Here is an 18,775-nt window from a genome sequence, read left to right on the forward strand (position 1 = left end):
GGCAGAGTCCTATTCGGAAGGTTCGACATTGATGCCCAGGGCGGCCGGTGCGGCGGTCCTCCGGCTGCGCCGGGAAGAAAAGGCCAGGGCCGCGACGGTCAGGACATAGGGCAGCATGAGCAGAATGGACGACGGCACCGCCGTCCCCATGGCCTGAAGACGCAGCTGAAAGGCCATGACGCCGCCGAAAAGATAGGCCCCGATGACGGCCCGCTGAGGCCGCCAGAAGGCGAAAATAACCAGGGCCACGGCGATCCAGCCCCGGCCCGAAGTCAGTCCGTTGGTCCACAGGTGCGTGTAGGCCAGGCTCAGATATGCGCCGCCAAAGCCCACCAGAACGCCGCCACCGAGCAGGGAGCCCCAGCGGTACGCGGCCATGTTCAGACCGGCGGCGCGGCCCGCGGCCGGGCACTCCCCGCTTGCGGTCACGGCCAGACCCCAGCGGGTGTACCGGAAAAAGGCCCACATGAACGGCGGCAGCAGAAACGAGACATAAACCAGGGTGTCCTGCTGAAAAAAAACAGGACCGAGAACGGGGATGTCGCCGAGCAGGGGCAGAGAGAACTTGTCGAAACCGGGGGCGGTGCGGCCGATGTAGGGCGTACCAAAAAACCCGGACAGGCCCGCGCCGAGGATGGTCAGAGCCAGGCCCGAGACGATCTGGTTGCCCAGAAACCAGATGCAGATCACGCCGTGCACGGCGGCCAGCAGGGCTCCGGCCAGGCCCCCGGCCGCGAAGGCCAGCGTCGGCGAGCCCGTATGCAGGGCCGTCAGAAAGGCGGCCAGAGCGCCCACCAGCATGATGCCCTCCACACCCAGATTCAGGATGCCGCCCTTTTCGGTCAGTATTTCACCCAGGGTGGCGTAAAGGATGGGCGTGCCCGACTGCACCGTAGCGGCCAGAAGGGACAGAAAAATTTCCGGTGTCATGGCCGCCTCCGAAGCCGGTAGCGGGAGAAAAATCCTCCGGCCAGCACCGCGAGCAGCACGAGCCCTTCCATGATTCCGCCGAAGGCCGCCGGGACCTGCATATCCAGCTGCAGACTCTCCATGCCCACGCGCAGACCCGCCAGCAGAAAGGAGGCCACGGCGATGTAAAAGGGATTCAGATGCGCAAGCCAGGCCACCACGATGGCCGTGTATCCGTAGCCGGACATGATGGTCGGTTGCAGCCGCCCCAGAATGGCCGAGGACTCCAGAAATCCGGCCCAGCCCGCCAGAGCGCCGCTCACGGTCATGACCAGCATCACCAGAAAGGCGTACGGCATGCGGGCGTAGCGGGCGGCACGGGCGTTCTCCCCGCAGGCCCGCAGTTCGTAGCCCAGCCGGGTGTAGCGCAGGAACACACTCATACCCGCTCCGGCCAGCAGACACAGCGCAAGCCCCCAGTTAAGTCGGGTGCCGGGAATGCGCCCGACCACGGCTCCGGCCGCGAACTCGCTGGTCATGGGAAAGCCGAAACTGCCCGGATCCTTCCACGGGCCGTAAACCAGATATTCGAGCATCAGAATGCCCACATAGTTGAGCATGAGACTGACGATGATCTCATTGGCGCGCAGGGACAGACGCAGCACGGCCGGGACGGCCGCCCACAGGGCCCCCGCCAGAGAAGCGCAAAACAGCATGAACGGCAGCAGCAGATACCACGGCCAGCCCGGAAAAGTCAGGGCGGCCCAGGTCGCGCCCACAGCGCCCAGGGCGAACTGCCCTTCCGCGCCGATGTTCCAGATTTGCAGACGAAACGTCAGTCCCACGCCCACGGAACACAGAAAAATGGGCACGGCCTTGATCAGACAATCTTCCAGAGCATGCCGAGAGCCGAAGGCGCTTTCGGCCAGAAGCCACAGGCCATCCAGCGCGGGCTTACCCTGCATGGCCAGCAGCGCGCCGCTCGCGGTCAGGGCCAGGAACAGAGCCAGAAAAAAAACAAAGCAGGAGCCCCAACCCAGAGGCTCCTGCCGTTTGATGACGCGAAACACGGGCATGCGGCCTACTGCAGAGTGCCCACGACGCCTTTCACGAACCAGTTGAAGCCGAGCAGTTCTTCATCCGTCATGACCGCTCCGGCCGGAACCTTTTCCGCGCCGGTCTGGTCAGCGATGGGGCCGCTGAAGACCTTGTACGCGCCCGAAGCGATGTCCGCCTTTCTGGCGAGGACCGCGGCGCGCACATCTTCAGGCACCATGTCGCCGAAGGGGGCGATGTCCACAATGCCCTTGTCCAGGCCGTGCCAGTAGGAGCCGCTCTTCCACGAGCCGTCTTTGATCTGCTGCACCATTTCCGTATAGAACGGCGCCCAGTTCCAGACGGCGGCGGTCAGGTGGGACTTGGGCGCAAAGGCCTTCATGTCCGAATTGTAGCCCACGGAATAGACGCCGCGTTCCTGGGCCGCTTCCTGCGGACCGGGAGAATCCTGATGCTGGGCGATGACGTCGCAGCCTACGTCCAGCAGGGATTTGGCCGCTTCTTTTTCCGTGGCCGGATCGTACCAGGTCTTGGTCCAGACCACGCGCACTTCCGCGTCCGGCCTGACGGACTGGGCGCCCAGGGTGAAGGCGTTGATGCCCCGGATGACTTCGGGAATGGGGAAAGCGGCCACGTAGCCCAGCTTTCCGGATTTGGTCATGGACGCGGCCACCATGCCCGTCAGGTAGCGGGCCTGATAAATGCGGCCAAAATAATTGGCCATGTTCGGCCCGTTTTTGTAACCGGAACAGTGCAGGAATTTCACATCGGGAAAATCCTTGGCCACTTTCAGCATGGGGTCCATGTACCCGTAGCTGGTGCCGAAAATGACGGAATAACCTTTGCGGGCCATATTCAGAATGACCCGTTCGGAATCCTGGCCCTCGGCCACGGATTCCACAAAGGACGTGCTCACCCCGTCCATGGCTTCCACGGCCAGACGGCCCTGATCGTGAGCATAGGAGTACCCGGCATCCCCCACCGGCGACACATAGACGAATCCGACCTTCATATCCCCGGCGAAACAGGGAGCGCCCAGCATCAGAAGCACCGCAAGGGTCAAAAACGCAGACGTTCGCATCATCCTTCCTCCGTTACGGAATAGTTGCCGGACGCGGACAGAAACGGTCCGGAAAGGTTGCCGCAGCAAAGGAAGCAGCCTAATCCATCCTCCACTCGCTGGCAACAGCCGCAGGCGGGAGCGGACGCGCCCCGGAGCGGAAAACGCGCGGCGCGTTGACATGACGGCAAAAAAACCGAACAAGCCGGGCATTCCGGCCCAGAAAACCCGCCATGGAGCGCCCATGCCCAAAGACACCATGATCAGCTTCCGGACCACCGTCCGGTTGAGCGCGTCCCTGAAAAAAATGGCCGCGCAGAACGGCACCACCCTGTCCGGGTTCATCGATGCCGTGCTGGACGAATACCTGAATTCGCCGGCGGCCCAGAAAATTCTGGACCAGGACAGGCGGAAATTCTCGCGCCAGAACGAAAACATCCCGGCCCTGGTGGAACGGGGCTCGGGCGCGCCTCTGGCGGCGAGAATCACCTCCTTGTCCCTGGGCGGCGTCAGTCTGGCTCTGTCCGGCGAGGCCGATCCCGGCGAGTTCAGTCCGGGGCGGCAGTTCGACGTGGTTTTCTCTCTGCCGAGGGGCAGACGCCCCGTGACCATCCACTGCCAGATATCCTGGGCGGCTCCGGCGTCTGACGTCCTTCAGATCGGGGCTGTTTTCCACGACGCCGACCCGGACAGCTATCAGACCCTGCTCGGCTATCTGTCCTGAGGAGCGCGGCCGCAAAAAACGGTACGCCCATTCAGTCCGGAAACACGGCCCGTCCGGCGGTCACTCCCGCATCCAGGCCCAGACCCGCCGCCTTTCGGCTTCCCAGTCCGGGCCGAAGCGCAGGCTCACGAAACGGGCAAAAACCGCGTCCACATAGCCCATGCATTTTTCCAGCAGGTAGATTTTTTCCAGAATCCGGGCGTCGGGCTCCTCGCCTTCCTCCAGACGCATGTCCACCTTGGGCGTTTTGAGCCCCTGGAGAGTGAAGCCGGCCGCATCGACGAGCACCTGCCAGCCAGCCTCATCCTTTTCGATGCGCAGCTTGGCCTTGTTCACCTTCTTGCCCGTGCGCAGCCCCATCCGGGCTTCGCGCAGCTCGGCCATGGGGCCGCTGCACACGGCCGTCTCGCGGGCTTCGCCCTCGCCGCCCTGCACGGACACCTTCTGCTCCACCAGCAGAGAAAACACCTCGCCGTCAGCCGTACGGAACAAACCGTTCTGCGTTTCGCTGGCAAACCACAGCCAGGTCAGAAATTCCTGACCCAAGGCCAGACTCACGGTTTCGGCGTGTTCAAGATCAAGCTCCATCATACGTTCTCTCCGGCGAAAATGGTGGGTTCCAGGGCGTCCAGCGCGGCGCGGCCGTCTTCGCCCAGAGCGGCCAGAGCCTGAAAATAGGGCGTCATGGGTTCCAGATGCAGACCAAAGGTCTGGGTGAAAAGTTCCTCGAACAGTTCCGTCAGCCTGGACTGGGTGGAGGCGATCCAGACCTGTCCGCGGTCCGTGTCCCAGATCACGTCGAAGCAGGCCGGGATGGGCAGGGTCCGCGCCCGCAGCCGCAGCGCCACCTGCTCCCGGATTTCCGTTTTCTGCTCTTTGGTCAGAAACTTGCGGCCCTGTTCGCGCATGGCCTGCAACGCCTCGTTCAGGGCCACGGCCACATGCTTCTTCATCACCGCCGGAGGCACCCTTCTGGTGTCCAGACGGAGGGTGAAGGCCAGATACGGCCCCTTTTCCGGCGGACAGAGCGCGAATTCCGGATCGAGCATGTTGTCGAAGGACACCCAGCCGAAACTGCGCTCCTCGGCGCTGGCATCGATGTCCCGGAAGGCCCGCCTTTTCAGCCGGTCTTCTATTTCCGTCCACAGGGACGGGTCGATGTCCTTTTCCACAATGCGATAGCGGGTCAGGCCCACGCTTGCCGACATGAATCCCAAAACATCCTCCCTGGCGGCGGTACTGCCGCATCCGCATATTCTTGCCTGAAGCCGCCGCTTGCCGCAGCGGCCCGGCCGTTCGTCCGTTTCTTAGAATGTCATTTCCCGAACCGCTCTAAATTGCACTTTGACGCGCCGCCCACCCCGTTGTTAGCAATTTTCCGTCCCCGTCCGGCGATGCGCGAGGCGGCATCCCGCGAAAATTCCGTACCCGGAGCCATCCATGAACAGATTTCTGTGCATCCACGGCCACTTTTACCAGCCCCCGCGCCTCGATCCCTGGATCGAGGATATCCTGCCCGAAAGCGGGGCCGCGCCGGACCACGACTGGAATGCGCGCATCACCCGGCAGTGCTACGCGCCCCTCGGCGTGGCGCGCAGGCTGGACAGTCAGGGCCTGATCCGGGAGATGATCAATTGCTACGCCTGGATGAGCTTCAATTTCGGGCCGACGCTCCTGTCCTGGATGGAGCGGCACGCGCCCGAAACCTATGCCCGCATTCTGGCGGCGGACGCCGAGAGCCTGAACCGCTGGGGACACGGCAACGCTCTGGCCCAGGTCTATCATCATCCCATCATGCCGCTGGCCACGGAACTGGACAAAACCCTGGAAGTGCTGTGGGCCGTTCAGGATTTCAGGCAGCGCTTCAGCCGCGATCCCGAAGGCATGTGGCTGGCTGAAACCGCCGTGGATCTGCCCACCCTGGAGGCGCTGGCTGACGCCGGAATAGCCTTCACCATCCTGGCTCCCCGGCAGGCGGCCTCCGTACGCGGCCCCGGGGAAACCGGATTCCGCCCCGTTTCCGCCGATACCCTCGACACCACGCGGCCCTATCTGGTCCGCCTGTCCCAAGGCAAGTCCATAACCGTGTTTTTCTACCACGGCCCCACATCCCAGGCCGTGGCCTTCGAGCGGCTGCTGGAAAACGGGGAGAACTTCTGGAACAAACTGGCGGCGGCCTTTTCCGGCGGTCTGCGGAACATCGCCACGGACGGCGAATCCTACGGTCACCATTTTCCCTTCGGAGAAATGGCCCTGGCCTATGTGGTGGACCAGGCCCGGCAGGGACGCGACAACCTGACCCTGACCAATTATGCCGCGTACCTGGCGGCGCACCCGGCCGACCACGAAGCCGTCCTGCACGAAAACACGTCCTGGAGCTGCGCCCACGGTCTGGAACGGTGGGAAACACACTGCGGATGCTCCGACGGCGGACATCCGGACTGGACCCAGGACTGGAGGCGGCCCCTGCGCCGCAGCCTCAATTATCTGAAGTATTACGCGGATGAACATTTTTTCCGGCGCGGCGCGGAGTTTTTCACCGATCCGAATCTGGCCCTGCGGGAATACGGCCTGACTCTGGCCGGAACAGAAGATCTGGAATCCTTTCTGGACCGCCACGGCCGGAAGAAGCTGGACGGCGCGGAAAAAACCGACGCCTGCCGCCTGCTGCTCATGCAGCGTCTGGCACTGGCCAGCTTCGCCAGCTGCGCCTGGTTTTTCGACGACATTTCGCGCCTGGAGCCCCTCAACGCCCTGACCGCCGCCCGGCGGGCTCTCGATCTGCTGCGCGCCTCCGGCGGACCCGACGTGGAGGACGGCTTCGTGCGCATCCTGTCCGAGGCGCAGTCCAACGCCCGCGACGACTGGGACGGAGCCACTCTGTGGAAGACCGTGGTCACCCCGCGCCGTCCTTCCCTGCGGAGTCTGGCGCGCTACCTCCCGTCCGGCGGTCCGCACGAAACCGCCTGGCCCGGCCTGCGCCTGCAAGTATGGGACGAGGGTCCGGAGCGGACACTTCAGGCATTCTGGCCCGCCACGCTGGAGGAAGAAAAAATCCGGACAAGCGTTTCGGAAGCGGAGCCGCTGCCGGACCGCCACGCCGCCGAGCTGAGCCTGCGTCTGTGCGCCGAAGGCGAAGCCGGGCTATTGCGCCACTCCGCACGGCTGGCCCAGGATCTGAATCCGTTCCTGCACAGCTTTTCCGAAGACCGCGCCCGGAAAAAGCTGGCCCTGCTCCTGCCCGGTCTGGCCTGGAACTGGCTGTCCGGCGAAACGGAGCTGCCCGAGGACATGATCGTCTGGCTGCGGGAAAGTCTGGAGAAAAACGAGGACATGCGCGCCGTGCTCGACCGCGAAACCGAAGCCCGCGGCGTGCGGCTGGGCAAGGAGCTGCCCCGGAGCGCCAGACAGCTGAGCGGGCTCATTGTACGGGCCCGCAAGCTCGGCCTGCGGGCCTGGTTCTGGAGGGTCCAGAACATGGTCATGGCCCTGCCCGGCCGGGATGTGCATGCGGAATTGTGCCAGCTTCTGGGTCTGGCCGTCCGGCCCGGCTGAGAGGACGTACATCCACCGGAAAACCCATGGACGCGCCGCGCCATTTCCTGTTCCGGAAGAGCCCCGGCCACGATCCGGCTCCAGCCGGGTCGGATCACGCCGCGCCGGGCTGCCGTTTTGAAGGAGAATTCACTGAAGCCTTCACCTGGTTTCCCGGCTACGCCTGGAGATTCGCTCTGTGCGCGGGGTGCGGCACGCATCTGGGCTGGGAGTTCCGGGACCGAACCTCCGGCTTCGCGGGGCTCATCGTGACCGAGCTGTCCCCGTCATGAGCGGTCGTCATGGTTTTCCGGGCGCTCTTCGGGCTGCGAACCGCAGCTTCTGGGTTCCGGATCTCAGCCGTGAATGCCGAGTCTGGGAAAGACGATCCTGACCAGGACCGCCCAGACGGCCACAAAAAGCAATACGTACAGCAGATTTTCCACCGTTCACCTCTCTTGCAGCAGTTCTTCCACCAGCCGGGGCACGCACCGGGCGGCCTTTTCCCGATGGATGACCGCACCGGGCACCCGGCCGGGCTCGGCTTTCGGATCGACAACCAGAACGGACGCGCCGGACGGAGCCTCATGGGCCAGAAAGGCGGCCGGGTACACGGCCAGAGACGTGCCGATGACCATGAGCACATCCGCCGAGGCCACGATCTCGCGGGCGCGGTCCATCATGGGCACGGGCTCGCCGAACCAGACGATGGCCGGACGCAGCTGCCCGCCCCCGGGGCAGAGGTCCCCCAGGGCGATGGACTCATAGCCGATGTCCACCACGTAGTCCGGGTCCAGTATGCTGCACGCCAGCCTGAGCTGCCCGTGCAGATGCAGAATGCTGGACGACCCGGCCCGCTCGTGCAGGTCGTCTACGTTCTGGGTGACGACACTCACCCGATACCCTTGCTCCAGCCGGGCAAGGGCCGTATGGGCCTCGTTGGGGCGAGCGTCCCGCAGCCGGGCGCGGCGCTGGTTGTAAAATTCCAGCACCCGGCCGGGATTGCGGGCAAAGGCCTGAGGCGTGGCCACGTCTTCCACGCGGAATTTGCTCCACAGGCCGTCTTTATCCCGGAAAGTGGACAGACCGCTCTCGGCGCTGATTCCCGCCCCGGTCAGCGCCACAACATGCTTTTTTCCCATGACGATTCCTCTTTCCGGCCCCGGTAGCACAGACCGGAACCACGCGGCAAAAGGAAAAACAATGGAGTTTTCATGAATCCGGACAACGGGGCGTACACCGGTCTCGTGGACGCGCACTGCCATCTGCAGGACGGCTTTCTGCGCCACGCCCTGGCTCCGGCCCTGATCCGGGCCAGGGCGGCCGGAGTGACCCTGATGTGCTGCAACGGCACCGGCGAGGATGACTGGGACTACGTGCTCGGCCTTGGCCGCACCCACGAGGACGTGCATGTCTCTCTGGGACTGCATCCGTGGTATGTGGCCGGACGTTCGCCGCACTGGCTGGACCGTCTGGAGGAACTGGTGGCCGCGCAACCCGTGGCCGTGGGGGAAGTCGGCCTGGACAACGCCCTGTCCGAACGCAACGACGCCGAACAGGAGCGCGTATTCCTGGCCCAGATGGCCCTGGCCGCAAAATACGCCCGCCCCGTGAGCATCCACTGCCGCAAGGCCTTCGGCCGTCTGGCGGATCTGATCCGGGGCATGCCCGAGCGGCCGCCGCGCATGATGCTCCATGCCTATGCCGGTTCCCACGAGATGGTCCCGGTGTTCGAAAAGCTCGGCTTTCACATCTCCGTGTGCGCGTCCATCACCCGCCCGGCCAACCGCAAGGCCCGTACGGCCTGCATACGTATCTCTCCCGACCGTCTGCTGGTGGAATCCGACAGTCCGGCCATCGCGCCGCCCGGCGTACCTTTCGAGCGCAACGAACCGGCCTACCTGCCCCTCGTGGTGGAAACCCTGGCTGGTCTGCGCGGCGAGGATCCCAGGGAACTGGCCCGGTACACGGCGGCCAACGCCCGCCGTTTTTTCGCCTGCGACGGAGAGGACGGCCGATGAACACCGATGCCCTGACGCGCTTTGCCCGCACCCTGCAACTCATCGGCAAGGAGGAACTAGACCGCCTGCAGGCCGCCACGGTGGCCGTGTTCGGTCTGGGCGCAGTGGGTTCCTACGTGGTGGAAAGTCTGGCCAGGGCCGGAGTGGGCGGCCTTACCCTGTTCGATCATGACACCGTGAGCCGCTCCAACATCAACCGCCAGCTGCTGGCTCTGGAATCCACCGTGGGCAGGTTCAAGGTCCATGTGGCCCGCGAACGGATCATGGACATCAGTCCGTTCTGCCGGGTGGACGCCCGTGTGGAATTCGTGAACGGCGACAACGCGGCGGCGCTTCTCTCTCCCGGGTTCGACGTGGTGGTGGACGCCATCGACGGCGTCAATTCCAAGGTGAACCTGATCGTGGCGGCCCGCAGCATGGGCCTGCCGGTGGTGTCCAGCATGGGCGCGGCGGCCAAACTGGACCCTTCCCGCATCCGTACTGCCGACATTTCCAAATCCTTCATGTGTCCGCTGGCTCAGATCATCCGCAAACGCCTGCGTCACCGCAACATCTCTTCCGGCGTACGCTGCGTGTTTTCCGTGGAGCAGGCCCAGAACAAAAACGCCCCCGTGCTGGAGGAAGCCCCGGAACAGAACCGGCCGGGGCGGCCGCGCGCGCCCATCGGCTCCATCTCCTATCTGACGGGCATGTTCGGCCTGCATGTGGCCGGAGAAACCATACGTCTGCTGCTGGGCCGGGACGAGGAATGGAGAAAAGCATGACTTTTGACGAACTGAGCATATTGCCCGCCCTGGCCCAGACTCTGGAAAAGCGCGGCATAACGCCCCTGCCAGTACAGGAACTGACCATCCCCGCTCTTCTGCAAGGCCGGCCGGGCTGGATCGTCTCGCGCACCGGTTCCGGCAAGACCCTGGCCTATCTCCTGCCCGTCCTGTCCCGGATCGAGCCGGAAAGACCGGATATTCAGGCCGTCGTTCTGGCCCCCACTCATGAGCTGGCCATGCAGATTTACCGCGTGGCCTCGGAGCTTGTGCGGGAATCGGGCCTGGGCACGCGCATCCAGCCGCTCATCGGCGGGGTGGCCGTGTCCCGGCAGATCGAGGGACTCAGGAAAAAACCGCACATGGTCATAGGCTCGGCCGGGCGGATCGCGCATCTGATGGAACTCGGAAAGCTGAATCCGCGCCGCGTGCGGTGGATGATTTTCGACGAGGCCGACCGCCTGCTGGCGGAAGAAGGCATGGCCCATATCCGCCGCATTGCCGCTGCTCCGGAAAAAGCGCCATGCCACATCTTCGTCTCGGCCACGGAAGGGCCGGGCGCGGTCAAGGCGGCCCGCGAACTGGCCCCCGACATGGAGCTTCTCAAGGTACGGGAAGAACGGATCAATCCGGCCATCCGGCACGTCTATCTGGTCTGCGAAGAACGGGAGAAAATCGACTGGGCGCGCAAAATCGTACGCGGTCTGGAAGCGTCCCGGACCCTGATCTTCGTCCATCGCGGCAGTACCGCCGAACGCGTGGCCGAACGCCTGAACTATCACGGCCTGCCCGCTGTCGATCTGCACGGCGCACGGGACAAGCTGGCCCGGCAGGCCGCCCTGGAACGCTTTCGCAAGGGCGAGGCGCGGGTGCTCATCGCATCGGATATCGCCGCGCGGGGACTGGACATTGCCGGGGTGGATCTGATCATCAATCTGGACGCCCCGAGCCAGAGCCGGGACTATCTGCACCGGGCCGGCCGCACGGGCCGCGCCGGGCGGGAAGGTCTGGTCGTCTCCCTGCTGGCCGGACCCGAAACCCGTCTGGCCAGGCGGTATGCCGGGGAGCTGGGCATATCGCTGGAGGAGGTGCGTCTGGCGCGCGGCACGCTGGCGGCCGCCCCTTCCGGCCGGGAACGGACGCGGCCTGCGGGGCCGACAAAGCCGCCCTGGCCAAAGCATCCCTGACTGTCGGCATACAAATGCGCGGACAGGGCCCGGACATCCGCACCACTCAATGCGGGAGCCGAAATCTCCGGCGGACGGAAATGCGGCGGCGTCAGCATATTGAAATATTTCAGACGATCTGCGACAGGCGGTCCGGCCGGGAAAATTCCGACCGGACCGATTTTTGGCGGCCCGAAATCCTTATGAACCGGGCTGTCCCGGCTGCGGACAATCAATAAAAGCAGGTGCGAGGCAGACACAATGAACGACACGAAAAAATTTTACGGCTGGTCGGTTATCGCCGCATCCTGGCTGGCCCTGTTCTGTCTGTTCGGCTGCCGCGCGACCTTCGCCATCCTCAAGGTGCCCATGAGCGCCGACATGGGCTGGACGCAGGCTCAGGTCACGCTGGGATATTCCTTCATGATGACCTGCTATGCCCTCGCGGCTTTCGGCAGCGGCCTGATACTCGACAAGTGGGGCACCCGGCCCGCGTATTTTCTGGGAGCCATCCTCGGCGGGGCGGGCTTCTATGTGACCAGCAACGCGCACAGCCTCTACGCCTATTACGCCGCATACGGCATCCTGACCGGCACGGCCACTGGCATGCTCTGGGTCTCGTCCGTCATTTCCGTGCGCAGATGGTATGTGGGGCTTTCCTACTCGAAGATGTTCGGCATCGCCTTCACCGGAGCGCCCATTTCTCAGGTGATAATGAATCTTTTCGTGAAGCAGGCCCTCGCCGGATCGGAAGGAGACGCCTGGCGCGACGCCATGCAGATGCTCGGCGGCCTGACCCTGATCTGTCTGGCTGTTGCCGCGCTCCTGGCCAGAAAACCGCCGGAACGGTACGGCATGGAGCCCTTTGGCGGGATGCCCGGCGCAGGCGGCACGCCCCAGCACGTCTGGAGCATCCGGGAAGCTTTTACGACCTACCCGATCTGGGGCGTGATACTGACTTTTCTGACCAGCGTTCTGGGGGAGTTCATGATCTGGACCCAGGCGGTCAGCTACTGGCACACGGATCTCGGCATGCCGCTGGAGTCCGCCGCTCATCTGTACATCATCATCGGCATAGTCGGCATTTTTTCCATGCCCATAATGGGCGTCGTGGCGGATAAAGTGGTGCAGCGCTCGACAAGCGAAGCATCGGGCCGGAAAAAGATGCTCATCTTCGGTCCTCTGACCGGCGTCGCAGCCTGCACGCTGCTGCTCATGCAGACTCCGGAGAGCAGTATTCTCGGCGCCCTGTCGTGCGTGGTTTTCGCCATGTACTGGGCCGTGGTCCCCGGCGGTGTGGTCGGATACGCCGGCGCGGTGTACGGCCGGGCCACCCTGGGCAGAATATGGGGGCTGGCCACGCTTATCGTCATGGGAATCGGGCCCTTTGCCGGATCGTTCATCGGCGGATATCTGAAGGATGTCTCCGGAAGTTACACCTACTCCATCGTTTTCGCTCTGAGCGCGTTCGTGACGTCCATGCTCTTCGCGTCGAGCCTGCCGCTGACGACAAAACCTGAAAAGTCCTGACCAAAAAAGATACCGACGAAGGGGTTTTCCCAACGCCGGCTCTGAAAGGCTGTTCTCTTCAGGACCGACGAAAAGAGTATCCCGGTCTCCTGAGGCACCAAAGGAAAGGCTCTCGTTTTCGAGAGCCTTTCCTTAAAGAATATGCATGGTAAATCAGAGTATTACCATCTGGGGGAGCGGTCCCGTTCGGGACGGGGACGGGCTTCATTGACCTTCAGGGAACGCCCGCCATATTCGGAGCCGTCCAATGCTGCAATGGCCTCGTCCGCACCGCTTTCCATTTCAACAAAACCAAAGCCACGGGCCCGGCCGGTCTCACGGTCAGAAATCAGTTTGACACTCGTAACCCGCCCATAGGTGGCAAACAGAGTCTCCACATCCTGTTCGGTAGCACTCCAGGGCAGATTTCCAACATAAATGTTCTTCGCCATAATCAACACTCATCTCCTTAAAAAAACTGAACAACCCGGGACGGGCCTTCCCATGGTCTCCGTCACCTCACGGGTCAGCTCCTGTCCCGTCCCCTCACGCCTCGTATCAACCCGCACTTCTGCAACTGATACATGGCTCGGGTTTGTACGTTCTTCCACACAGAGACGCAAGGTTTTATTCGTTCGCATAGTATCTATGCACGAGTTCTTTAATGCAGGAGCAGGGTACCACGCAGCAATTAATAGTAGCTTTTATTAAAATTTATTCCATAGAACATACGCGATGAAAACAACAAGGAGAATCTCCCATTCATAATGACGTCTAGGCTCAGGCCTCATTAATTGTAAAAATCAGGAAAGTTGGTTAGTTGTGCTCAGGGAGGACGCCATGAGCCAACTTTTCTATCTTTCTGCCGAACAACTCGAGCGTATCAAGCCTTTCTTTCCACGTTCACATGGTATTCCGCGGGTCGATGACCGGAAAGTCATCAGCGGCATCATTTATGTCATCAAACATGGCCTGCAATGGAAAGATGCACCGCGTGAGTATGGCCCGTATAAAACGCTGTACAATCGCTTTTTGCGCTGGAGCCGGATGGGCGTCTTCAACAATATTTTTACCGAATTGGCAAAAACAGCGGGAAAAGATGGACGATTGATGATCGATGCGACCCACCTCAAAGCCCATCGTACCGCCGCAAGCTTGCTCAAAAAGGGGCTCTTTCCCGCTGCATCGGACGCACAAAGGGCGGCCTGAACTCAAAACTCCATGCCCTTTGCGACGGCCACGGCAGGCCCCTGGCCATGACGCTCACAGAAGGCCAGGTGAGCGACTACAAAGGAGCCGCCCTGCTTATGGACGCCATAGATGCTTTGCCTGAGGCCAGGGAGCTTCTGGCGGACCGTGGTTACGACGCCGACTGGTTCCGTGGCGCCCTGCTCGCCAGAGGTATTACGCCCTGCATCCCTTCCAGAAAGAACCGAAAGAGACCCATTTCTTACGATAAAAATCTGTATAAACAGCGGCATAAGATTGAGATCATGTTTGGCAGGATCAAGGACTGGCGGAGAATAGCCATGCGTTATGACCGCTGCGCGCATACTTTCTTTTCAGCTCTGTGCCTCGCGGCTTCCGTCATTTTCTATCTCAATTAATGAGGCCTGAACCTAATTGCTGTCTGAGCTTGACCGGGATTCGGGGGCCCGGATGTGACAGAGTTTACAGCTCGCTCCGTGGAGCACCGAGGAAAAGACATCCCGCATTTCCGGCATGGGGCGGATATGCACCGCTTGCCTTTTCTTTTTTTTCCCACCATGCTGTGGCACACTTTTTCAGCCGGGGAGGGCCCCTGACCGCCTTCCGGCGGGGACAGAACTCCGCAGATCAAAACCATATGCCCGGAGGAGGCTTCATGAAACGTATCGCACTTTTGACCCTGTTCATCCTGATGCTGTGCGCCACGGCCGCGGCGGCCAAGAAACTGGTGGTTGCCACGGACACCAATTTTCCGCCCTTCGAGTTCAAGGATCCGCAGACGGGAAAACATACCGGTTTCGATGTTGAACTCTGGAGCGCCATCGCCCGGGAAATGGGAGCGGAATACACCCTGCAGCCCATGGACTTCAACGGCATCATTCCCGGCCTGCAGTCCGGCCAGATCGACGTGGGCATCGCCGGCATGACCATCAAACCCGAGCGGACCCAAGTCGTGGATTTTTCCGATCCCTACTACAACGCGGGCCTGCTCATCCTGGTCCGGCTTGAGGATACCACCACCATGGATGTGACCAACCTGGAAGGCAAAATTGTGGCCACGAAGCTCGGCACTACCAGCGAGGATTTCGCCAAACGGGAAGCCAAGGCCAGGGAAGTCAAACTCTTCCCCAACAACGACGCCATGTTCATGGAACTCCTGGCCGGCGGCGCCGACGCCGTCATTTTCGACTCCCCCGTCGTCTCCGACTTCATGCGTACGGCCGGCAAAGACAAGGTCAAGGTCGTCGGGCCGCTGTACATGGGTCAGGCCTACGGCATCGGCTTCCCCAAAGGCAGTGAACTGGTGCTCAAAACCAACGCCGCTCTGAAAAAACTCAAGGACAGCGGCGAATACCGCGAACTGTACATGAAGTGGTTCGGCACGGAACCGAAGTAATCCCGCATCCGCATGCAGGGCCGGGCATCTCCCGGCCTTTTTTGAACCGGCGCGGCGGGCAATCTCAACCGGGAGAGGGCGTTCTCCTCTGGAATGTTCATGGCCTTTCAGTTTGAACCATCCGTCATCGTTTCCACCATGCCCATGCTTATGCGCGGCGTGTGGTACACCATCTACCTGACCATCGGCGGCCTCTTTTTCGGGTTCATTCTGGGCGTGGCCGCCGGGTTGATGAAGCTGTCCAAAAGAATTTTCTTCCGCAAGGCGGCCGGATTTTACGTGGAACTCATCCGAGGCACGCCCATGCTGGTCCAGGCCATGTTCCTGTATTACGGCGTGCCCATGGCCATGGGCCTGCGCATTCCGCCCCTGACGGCGGGCATCATCGTCATCGCGGTCAACTCCGGAGCCTATATCGCCGAAATCGTGCGCGGGGCCATTCAGTCCATCAACGTGGGGCAGACCGAAGCCGGGAGATCCATCGGCCTGACCGGCCCCCAGACCATGCGCTACATTATCTGGCCCCAGGCCTTCCGGCGCATGATCCCGCCCCTGGGCAACCAGTTCATCATCAGTCTGAAGGACACCTCTCTTCTGATGGTCATCGGCGTGGGCGAGCTGCTGCGCACGGGACAGGAAATCGTGGCCGTGAGCTTCCGTGCCTTCGAGGTCTATATTGCCGTGGCCCTGATCTATCTGGCCATGACCATGAGCATCGCCAAGGCTCTGCACATTCTCGAACTTCGCCTGCACAACAGGACCAAGAAATGATTCACATCCAAAAGCTGCACAAAACATTCGGGAATCTGGAAGTCTTGAAAGGCATCGACCTGGAAATCCGGGCCGGAGAAGTGGTCTGTATCATCGGGCCGTCCGGTTCGGGCAAATCCACCATGCTGCGCTGCATCAACCGGCTGGAAACGCCGACCTCGGGCACCATCATCGTGGACGGACACGACATCATGGACCCCAGAACGGACATCAACGCCGTGCGGACCGAGGCGGGCATGGTCTTTCAGCAGTTCAACCTGTTTCCGCACATGAGCGTGCTCAGAAACGTCACCCTGGGGCCGGTCAAGGTCCGCAACATGCCGGAAGAGGACGCCCGGCAGCTCGGGCTGGAGCTGCTGGCCAAGGTCGGTCTGGCGGCAAGGGCCGGCAATTATCCGGACCAGCTCTCCGGCGGGCAGAAGCAGCGCGTGGCCATCGCCCGGGCGCTGGCTCTGCAACCCAAGGTCATCCTGTTCGACGAGCCCACGTCCGCCCTGGACCCCGAACTGGTAGGCGAAGTGCTGGAAGTCATGAAAAAGCTGGCGGCGGAAGGCATGACCATGGTCGTGGTCACGCACGAGATGGGCTTTGCCCGCGAAGTGGCGGACCGGGTCATCTTCATCGACGCGGGCCAGATCCAGGAAGAAAATACCCCGGCGGAATTCTTCAGAAATCCCCGGAATCCGCGCCTGCGGGATTTTCTGGGAAAAATCGTCGGGCACTGACATTTCGGGCATGTGCGAACATGTCCGGACGCCACTCCCTTTCATTCCATCCGCCGCTATTCCGGCCCCTCGCCCGCCATGCCCGCATACACCTCGGCCCGGGCTCTGGCCGCAGCCTCCAGCACGCCGACCCGGCAATCCACGAAATCATGCACCGTGGCCCGCGTTTTTCCGGATGAAGGACGCAGAATCCGGCCCAGATACTGAATGAGCCTCCCGCCGAACTTGACCGGCGTGGCCAGGAAAAGCGAGCCCAGATTGCTGGCGTCGAAGCCCTCGCCGATGAGCTGCCCCGTGGCGAAAACAACCCGCACACTCCCCGCCTGAATACATGCGGCCATTTTTCTGCGCCCGGGAAGCGGGGTGTCGCCGGTCAGTACCGTCCCGTCCAGCCCATGCCGCGCCAGCAGCAGCTCGCGCAGGGCGTGGCAATGACCTTTGCGATCGGACAGCACCAGGCTCACGCCCCGGCCGGAACGGATTTCCCCGGCCAGCTCGTCCACGATGAGCGCATTTCTGTCCGCATCCAGAGTGAGATCGGCGATGATTCCGGCGTATTCCTCCACCGGATCGCGCTCCGAATGAAACATGGTCTGGTGAATCCGGATTTCCGGCCGCAGGATGGCTCCGCTGTCCATGAGGGCCGCGCTGTCGATACGGGCGTGCATTTCACCCAGATGCCAGAAGATGAGCGGGGTCAGGCCGTCGCGCCGGTACGGCGTGGCCGAGAGGCCGAGGGAATAGGCGCAGTCGAAGGCGGTCACGGCCGCCGTGAAGGTCCGGCTGGGCGCGCGGTGGCATTCGTCCACCACCAGATGCCCGATGCGTTTCTTCAGTTCTCTGGCCCGGCTGTACACGGACTGCACCGTGGCCACGGTCACGGCCTGCCCTACCTTGTCCCGGCCGCCGCCGATCATGCCCACTTCGCGTCCGGGGATTCCCAAAAATTCCTCGACGCGCTCCACCCACTGCATGGCCAGATCTCTGGTATGCACCACGACAAGCGTCGGCTGCCGCCGCCGGGCGATGAGGTACAGCCCGCACACGGTCTTGCCCGCTCCGGTGGGCGCGCACAGGGTTCCGAATCGCCGCCGGAGCATGGCCGCACAGGCTTCGCTCTGATAGGGACGCAACTCCCCGTGAAAATGGAAATCCACTTCGGGCAGGGTCCGGCGTTCGTCCCGGTACTCCACCTCTTCGCCGCATTCGGCGCAAATCCGGGCCAGCCGTCCGCCGTAGCCCCGGGGCAGAATCAGCCCGCCGCAGGTGCGCGTGGAGTACAGCTTCAGATGCCGGGAAACCCTGTAGTTGCGGCGGCCCATCTTCAGATTTTCAAGCCACCTGGGATTTTCCAGAGTCAGTTCGGCCATGACCCGGCTTTTGACCTGCTCGGGCACGTCCGAAAGAAAAAGTTTATGGCTGATCCGGCAAAGCATCAGGCAGAAAAAATATCCGCGTTCCACGGCGGGCAGGTTGCGCTCAGGAGAGCGGACATCGGGACTCCAATTTCTCGATGAATTTCCCCCGGACCAGCTGATGCGAAATATCCGCACCCTCGGTCATGCTCAGAACGTTTCTCTTTGCTGGCCAGCGCGGCGAAAAAAACCCGGCAGTCCCACCAGCACATAGAAGCCGAGCCCCCCGCAGATGATCAGTGTCATCAGGACGATGTTAACGGAAAAGTTGTCCGCATACCGCGTCATGCTGCCGGGATACAGGGCAAAGCCCGCGTTGCAGAAGGCCGAGACAGCATGGGAAAAACCGTCCAGCCAGAACACACCCTGCTCCGCGCGGGCCGGAGGCGAATGCAAAAGCGCCGCTCCCGCCAGAATGGCCAGGGCGAAAAAATACACCGGCAGAAAAACCGGTGAAAATATCTTTCCGTTGCGCTTCACGATATCCCTTCGGGCTCCACCAGGATTTCCCGGTCT

General features: G+C 62.4%; 20 protein-coding genes. 11 read left to right on the forward strand and 9 right to left on the reverse strand.

Features of this window, described 5'->3' with window-relative positions:
- Positions 1–9: 9 nt before the first annotated feature.
- Genes AXF15_RS01470 through AXF15_RS01480 form a run of 3 tightly spaced genes read right to left on the reverse strand, consistent with a single transcriptional unit; the run spans position 10 to position 3,046 of the window.
- Positions 10–930: an ABC transporter permease gene (locus AXF15_RS01470; RefSeq protein WP_066602342.1), complete on the reverse strand. Its 921-nt coding sequence runs from the start codon at positions 928–930 to the stop codon at positions 10–12.
- On the reverse strand, positions 927–1,985 hold the full coding sequence (locus tag AXF15_RS01475; protein WP_066602345.1) for an ABC transporter permease: 1,059 nt from the start codon (positions 1,983–1,985) through the stop codon (positions 927–929). The genes AXF15_RS01470 and AXF15_RS01475 overlap by 4 nt, the downstream gene beginning before the upstream one ends.
- A gap of 5 nt (positions 1,986–1,990) precedes the next feature.
- Positions 1,991–3,046, reverse strand: a complete 1,056-nt coding sequence (locus AXF15_RS01480) for a BMP family ABC transporter substrate-binding protein (RefSeq protein ID WP_083518069.1) — start codon at positions 3,044–3,046, stop codon at positions 1,991–1,993.
- A gap of 160 nt (positions 3,047–3,206) precedes the next feature.
- On the opposite strand from AXF15_RS01480, the gene AXF15_RS01485 reads away from it, so the two are divergent.
- On the forward strand, positions 3,207–3,749 hold the full coding sequence (locus AXF15_RS01485) for a PilZ domain-containing protein (RefSeq protein WP_066602350.1): 543 nt from the start codon (positions 3,207–3,209) through the stop codon (positions 3,747–3,749).
- A 60-nt stretch (positions 3,750–3,809) separates the two neighbouring features.
- Here AXF15_RS01485 and AXF15_RS01490 read toward each other — a convergent pair whose 3' ends face one another.
- Both AXF15_RS01490 and rdgC read right to left on the reverse strand, forming a co-directional pair.
- Positions 3,810–4,340: a hypothetical protein gene (locus tag AXF15_RS01490; protein WP_236884794.1), complete on the reverse strand. Its 531-nt coding sequence runs from the start codon at positions 4,338–4,340 to the stop codon at positions 3,810–3,812.
- A complete protein-coding gene (rdgC, locus tag AXF15_RS01495; RefSeq protein WP_083517791.1) occupies positions 4,337–4,966 on the reverse strand; it encodes a recombination-associated protein RdgC in 630 nt (209 codons plus the stop codon). Before rdgC ends, AXF15_RS01490 begins: the two co-directional genes overlap by 4 nt.
- Before the next feature lie 223 nt (positions 4,967–5,189).
- On the opposite strand from rdgC, the gene AXF15_RS01500 reads away from it, so the two are divergent.
- Complete coding sequence (locus tag AXF15_RS01500) at positions 5,190–7,304, forward strand: DUF3536 domain-containing protein (RefSeq protein ID WP_066602356.1); 2,115 nt, start codon at positions 5,190–5,192, stop codon at positions 7,302–7,304.
- A gap of 26 nt (positions 7,305–7,330) precedes the next feature.
- Positions 7,331–7,576 carry a yippee-like protein gene (locus AXF15_RS01505; protein ID WP_066602359.1) on the forward strand — a complete coding sequence of 82 codons (246 nt, stop codon included), beginning with the start codon at positions 7,331–7,333 and terminating at the stop codon, positions 7,574–7,576.
- Positions 7,577–7,732: 156 nt separating this feature from the next.
- Here AXF15_RS01505 and AXF15_RS01510 read toward each other — a convergent pair whose 3' ends face one another.
- Positions 7,733–8,425 (reverse strand): SIR2 family NAD-dependent protein deacylase, encoded by a 693-nt coding sequence (locus tag AXF15_RS01510; RefSeq protein ID WP_066602360.1) that lies wholly within the window; start codon positions 8,423–8,425, stop codon positions 7,733–7,735.
- 72 nt (positions 8,426–8,497) lie between these two features.
- On the opposite strand from AXF15_RS01510, the gene AXF15_RS01515 reads away from it, so the two are divergent.
- The 4 genes from AXF15_RS01515 to AXF15_RS01535 all read left to right on the forward strand — a co-directional run bounded on the left by AXF15_RS01515 (position 8,498) and on the right by AXF15_RS01535 (position 12,764).
- The gene (locus tag AXF15_RS01515) at positions 8,498–9,304 is read left to right on the forward strand and encodes a TatD family hydrolase (RefSeq protein ID WP_066602362.1); all 807 of its coding nucleotides are present in this window, start codon (positions 8,498–8,500) and stop codon (positions 9,302–9,304) included.
- Positions 9,301–10,068, forward strand: a complete 768-nt coding sequence (locus tag AXF15_RS01520) for a tRNA threonylcarbamoyladenosine dehydratase (protein ID WP_066602364.1) — start codon at positions 9,301–9,303, stop codon at positions 10,066–10,068. The genes AXF15_RS01515 and AXF15_RS01520 overlap by 4 nt, the downstream gene beginning before the upstream one ends.
- Positions 10,065–11,255: a DEAD/DEAH box helicase gene (locus AXF15_RS01525; RefSeq protein ID WP_169793563.1), complete on the forward strand. Its 1,191-nt coding sequence runs from the start codon at positions 10,065–10,067 to the stop codon at positions 11,253–11,255. Before AXF15_RS01520 ends, AXF15_RS01525 begins: the two co-directional genes overlap by 4 nt.
- A gap of 240 nt (positions 11,256–11,495) precedes the next feature.
- Positions 11,496–12,764: an MFS transporter gene (locus tag AXF15_RS01535; RefSeq protein ID WP_066602378.1), complete on the forward strand. Its 1,269-nt coding sequence runs from the start codon at positions 11,496–11,498 to the stop codon at positions 12,762–12,764.
- A 161-nt stretch (positions 12,765–12,925) separates the two neighbouring features.
- Here AXF15_RS01535 and AXF15_RS01540 read toward each other — a convergent pair whose 3' ends face one another.
- Positions 12,926–13,195 (reverse strand): RNA recognition motif domain-containing protein, encoded by a 270-nt coding sequence (locus AXF15_RS01540; RefSeq protein WP_066602380.1) that lies wholly within the window; start codon positions 13,193–13,195, stop codon positions 12,926–12,928.
- A 388-nt stretch (positions 13,196–13,583) separates the two neighbouring features.
- On the opposite strand from AXF15_RS01540, the gene AXF15_RS13220 reads away from it, so the two are divergent.
- From AXF15_RS13220 to AXF15_RS01565, 4 genes are all read left to right on the forward strand, one after another.
- A protein-coding gene (locus AXF15_RS13220) for an IS5 family transposase (RefSeq protein WP_236884795.1) occupies positions 13,584–14,350 on the forward strand; the annotation gives its coding sequence in 2 pieces (ribosomal slippage) (positions 13,584–13,917 and positions 13,917–14,350; 768 coding nt in all).
- A gap of 257 nt (positions 14,351–14,607) precedes the next feature.
- Entirely contained in the window at positions 14,608–15,348 is a 741-nt protein-coding gene (gene glnH, locus AXF15_RS01555; protein ID WP_066602386.1) for a glutamine ABC transporter substrate-binding protein GlnH, read from the forward strand.
- Positions 15,349–15,447: 99 nt separating this feature from the next.
- On the forward strand, positions 15,448–16,119 hold the full coding sequence (locus AXF15_RS01560; protein WP_066608541.1) for an amino acid ABC transporter permease: 672 nt from the start codon (positions 15,448–15,450) through the stop codon (positions 16,117–16,119).
- Positions 16,116–16,844 carry an amino acid ABC transporter ATP-binding protein gene (locus AXF15_RS01565; protein WP_066602393.1) on the forward strand — a complete coding sequence of 243 codons (729 nt, stop codon included), beginning with the start codon at positions 16,116–16,118 and terminating at the stop codon, positions 16,842–16,844. Before AXF15_RS01560 ends, AXF15_RS01565 begins: the two co-directional genes overlap by 4 nt.
- Before the next feature lie 56 nt (positions 16,845–16,900).
- Here AXF15_RS01565 and AXF15_RS01570 read toward each other — a convergent pair whose 3' ends face one another.
- Positions 16,901–18,397, reverse strand: coding sequence for a DEAD/DEAH box helicase (locus AXF15_RS01570; RefSeq protein ID WP_236884796.1), 1,497 nt, complete (start codon positions 18,395–18,397; stop codon positions 16,901–16,903).
- 12 nt (positions 18,398–18,409) lie between these two features.
- Positions 18,410–18,739 carry a potassium transporter TrkG gene (locus AXF15_RS01575; RefSeq protein ID WP_066602395.1) on the reverse strand — a complete coding sequence of 110 codons (330 nt, stop codon included), beginning with the start codon at positions 18,737–18,739 and terminating at the stop codon, positions 18,410–18,412.
- Positions 18,740–18,775 lie beyond the last annotated feature (36 nt).

The organism is Desulfomicrobium orale DSM 12838, assembly GCF_001553625.1.
GTDB lineage: Bacteria > Desulfobacterota > Desulfovibrionia > Desulfovibrionales > Desulfomicrobiaceae > Desulfomicrobium > Desulfomicrobium orale.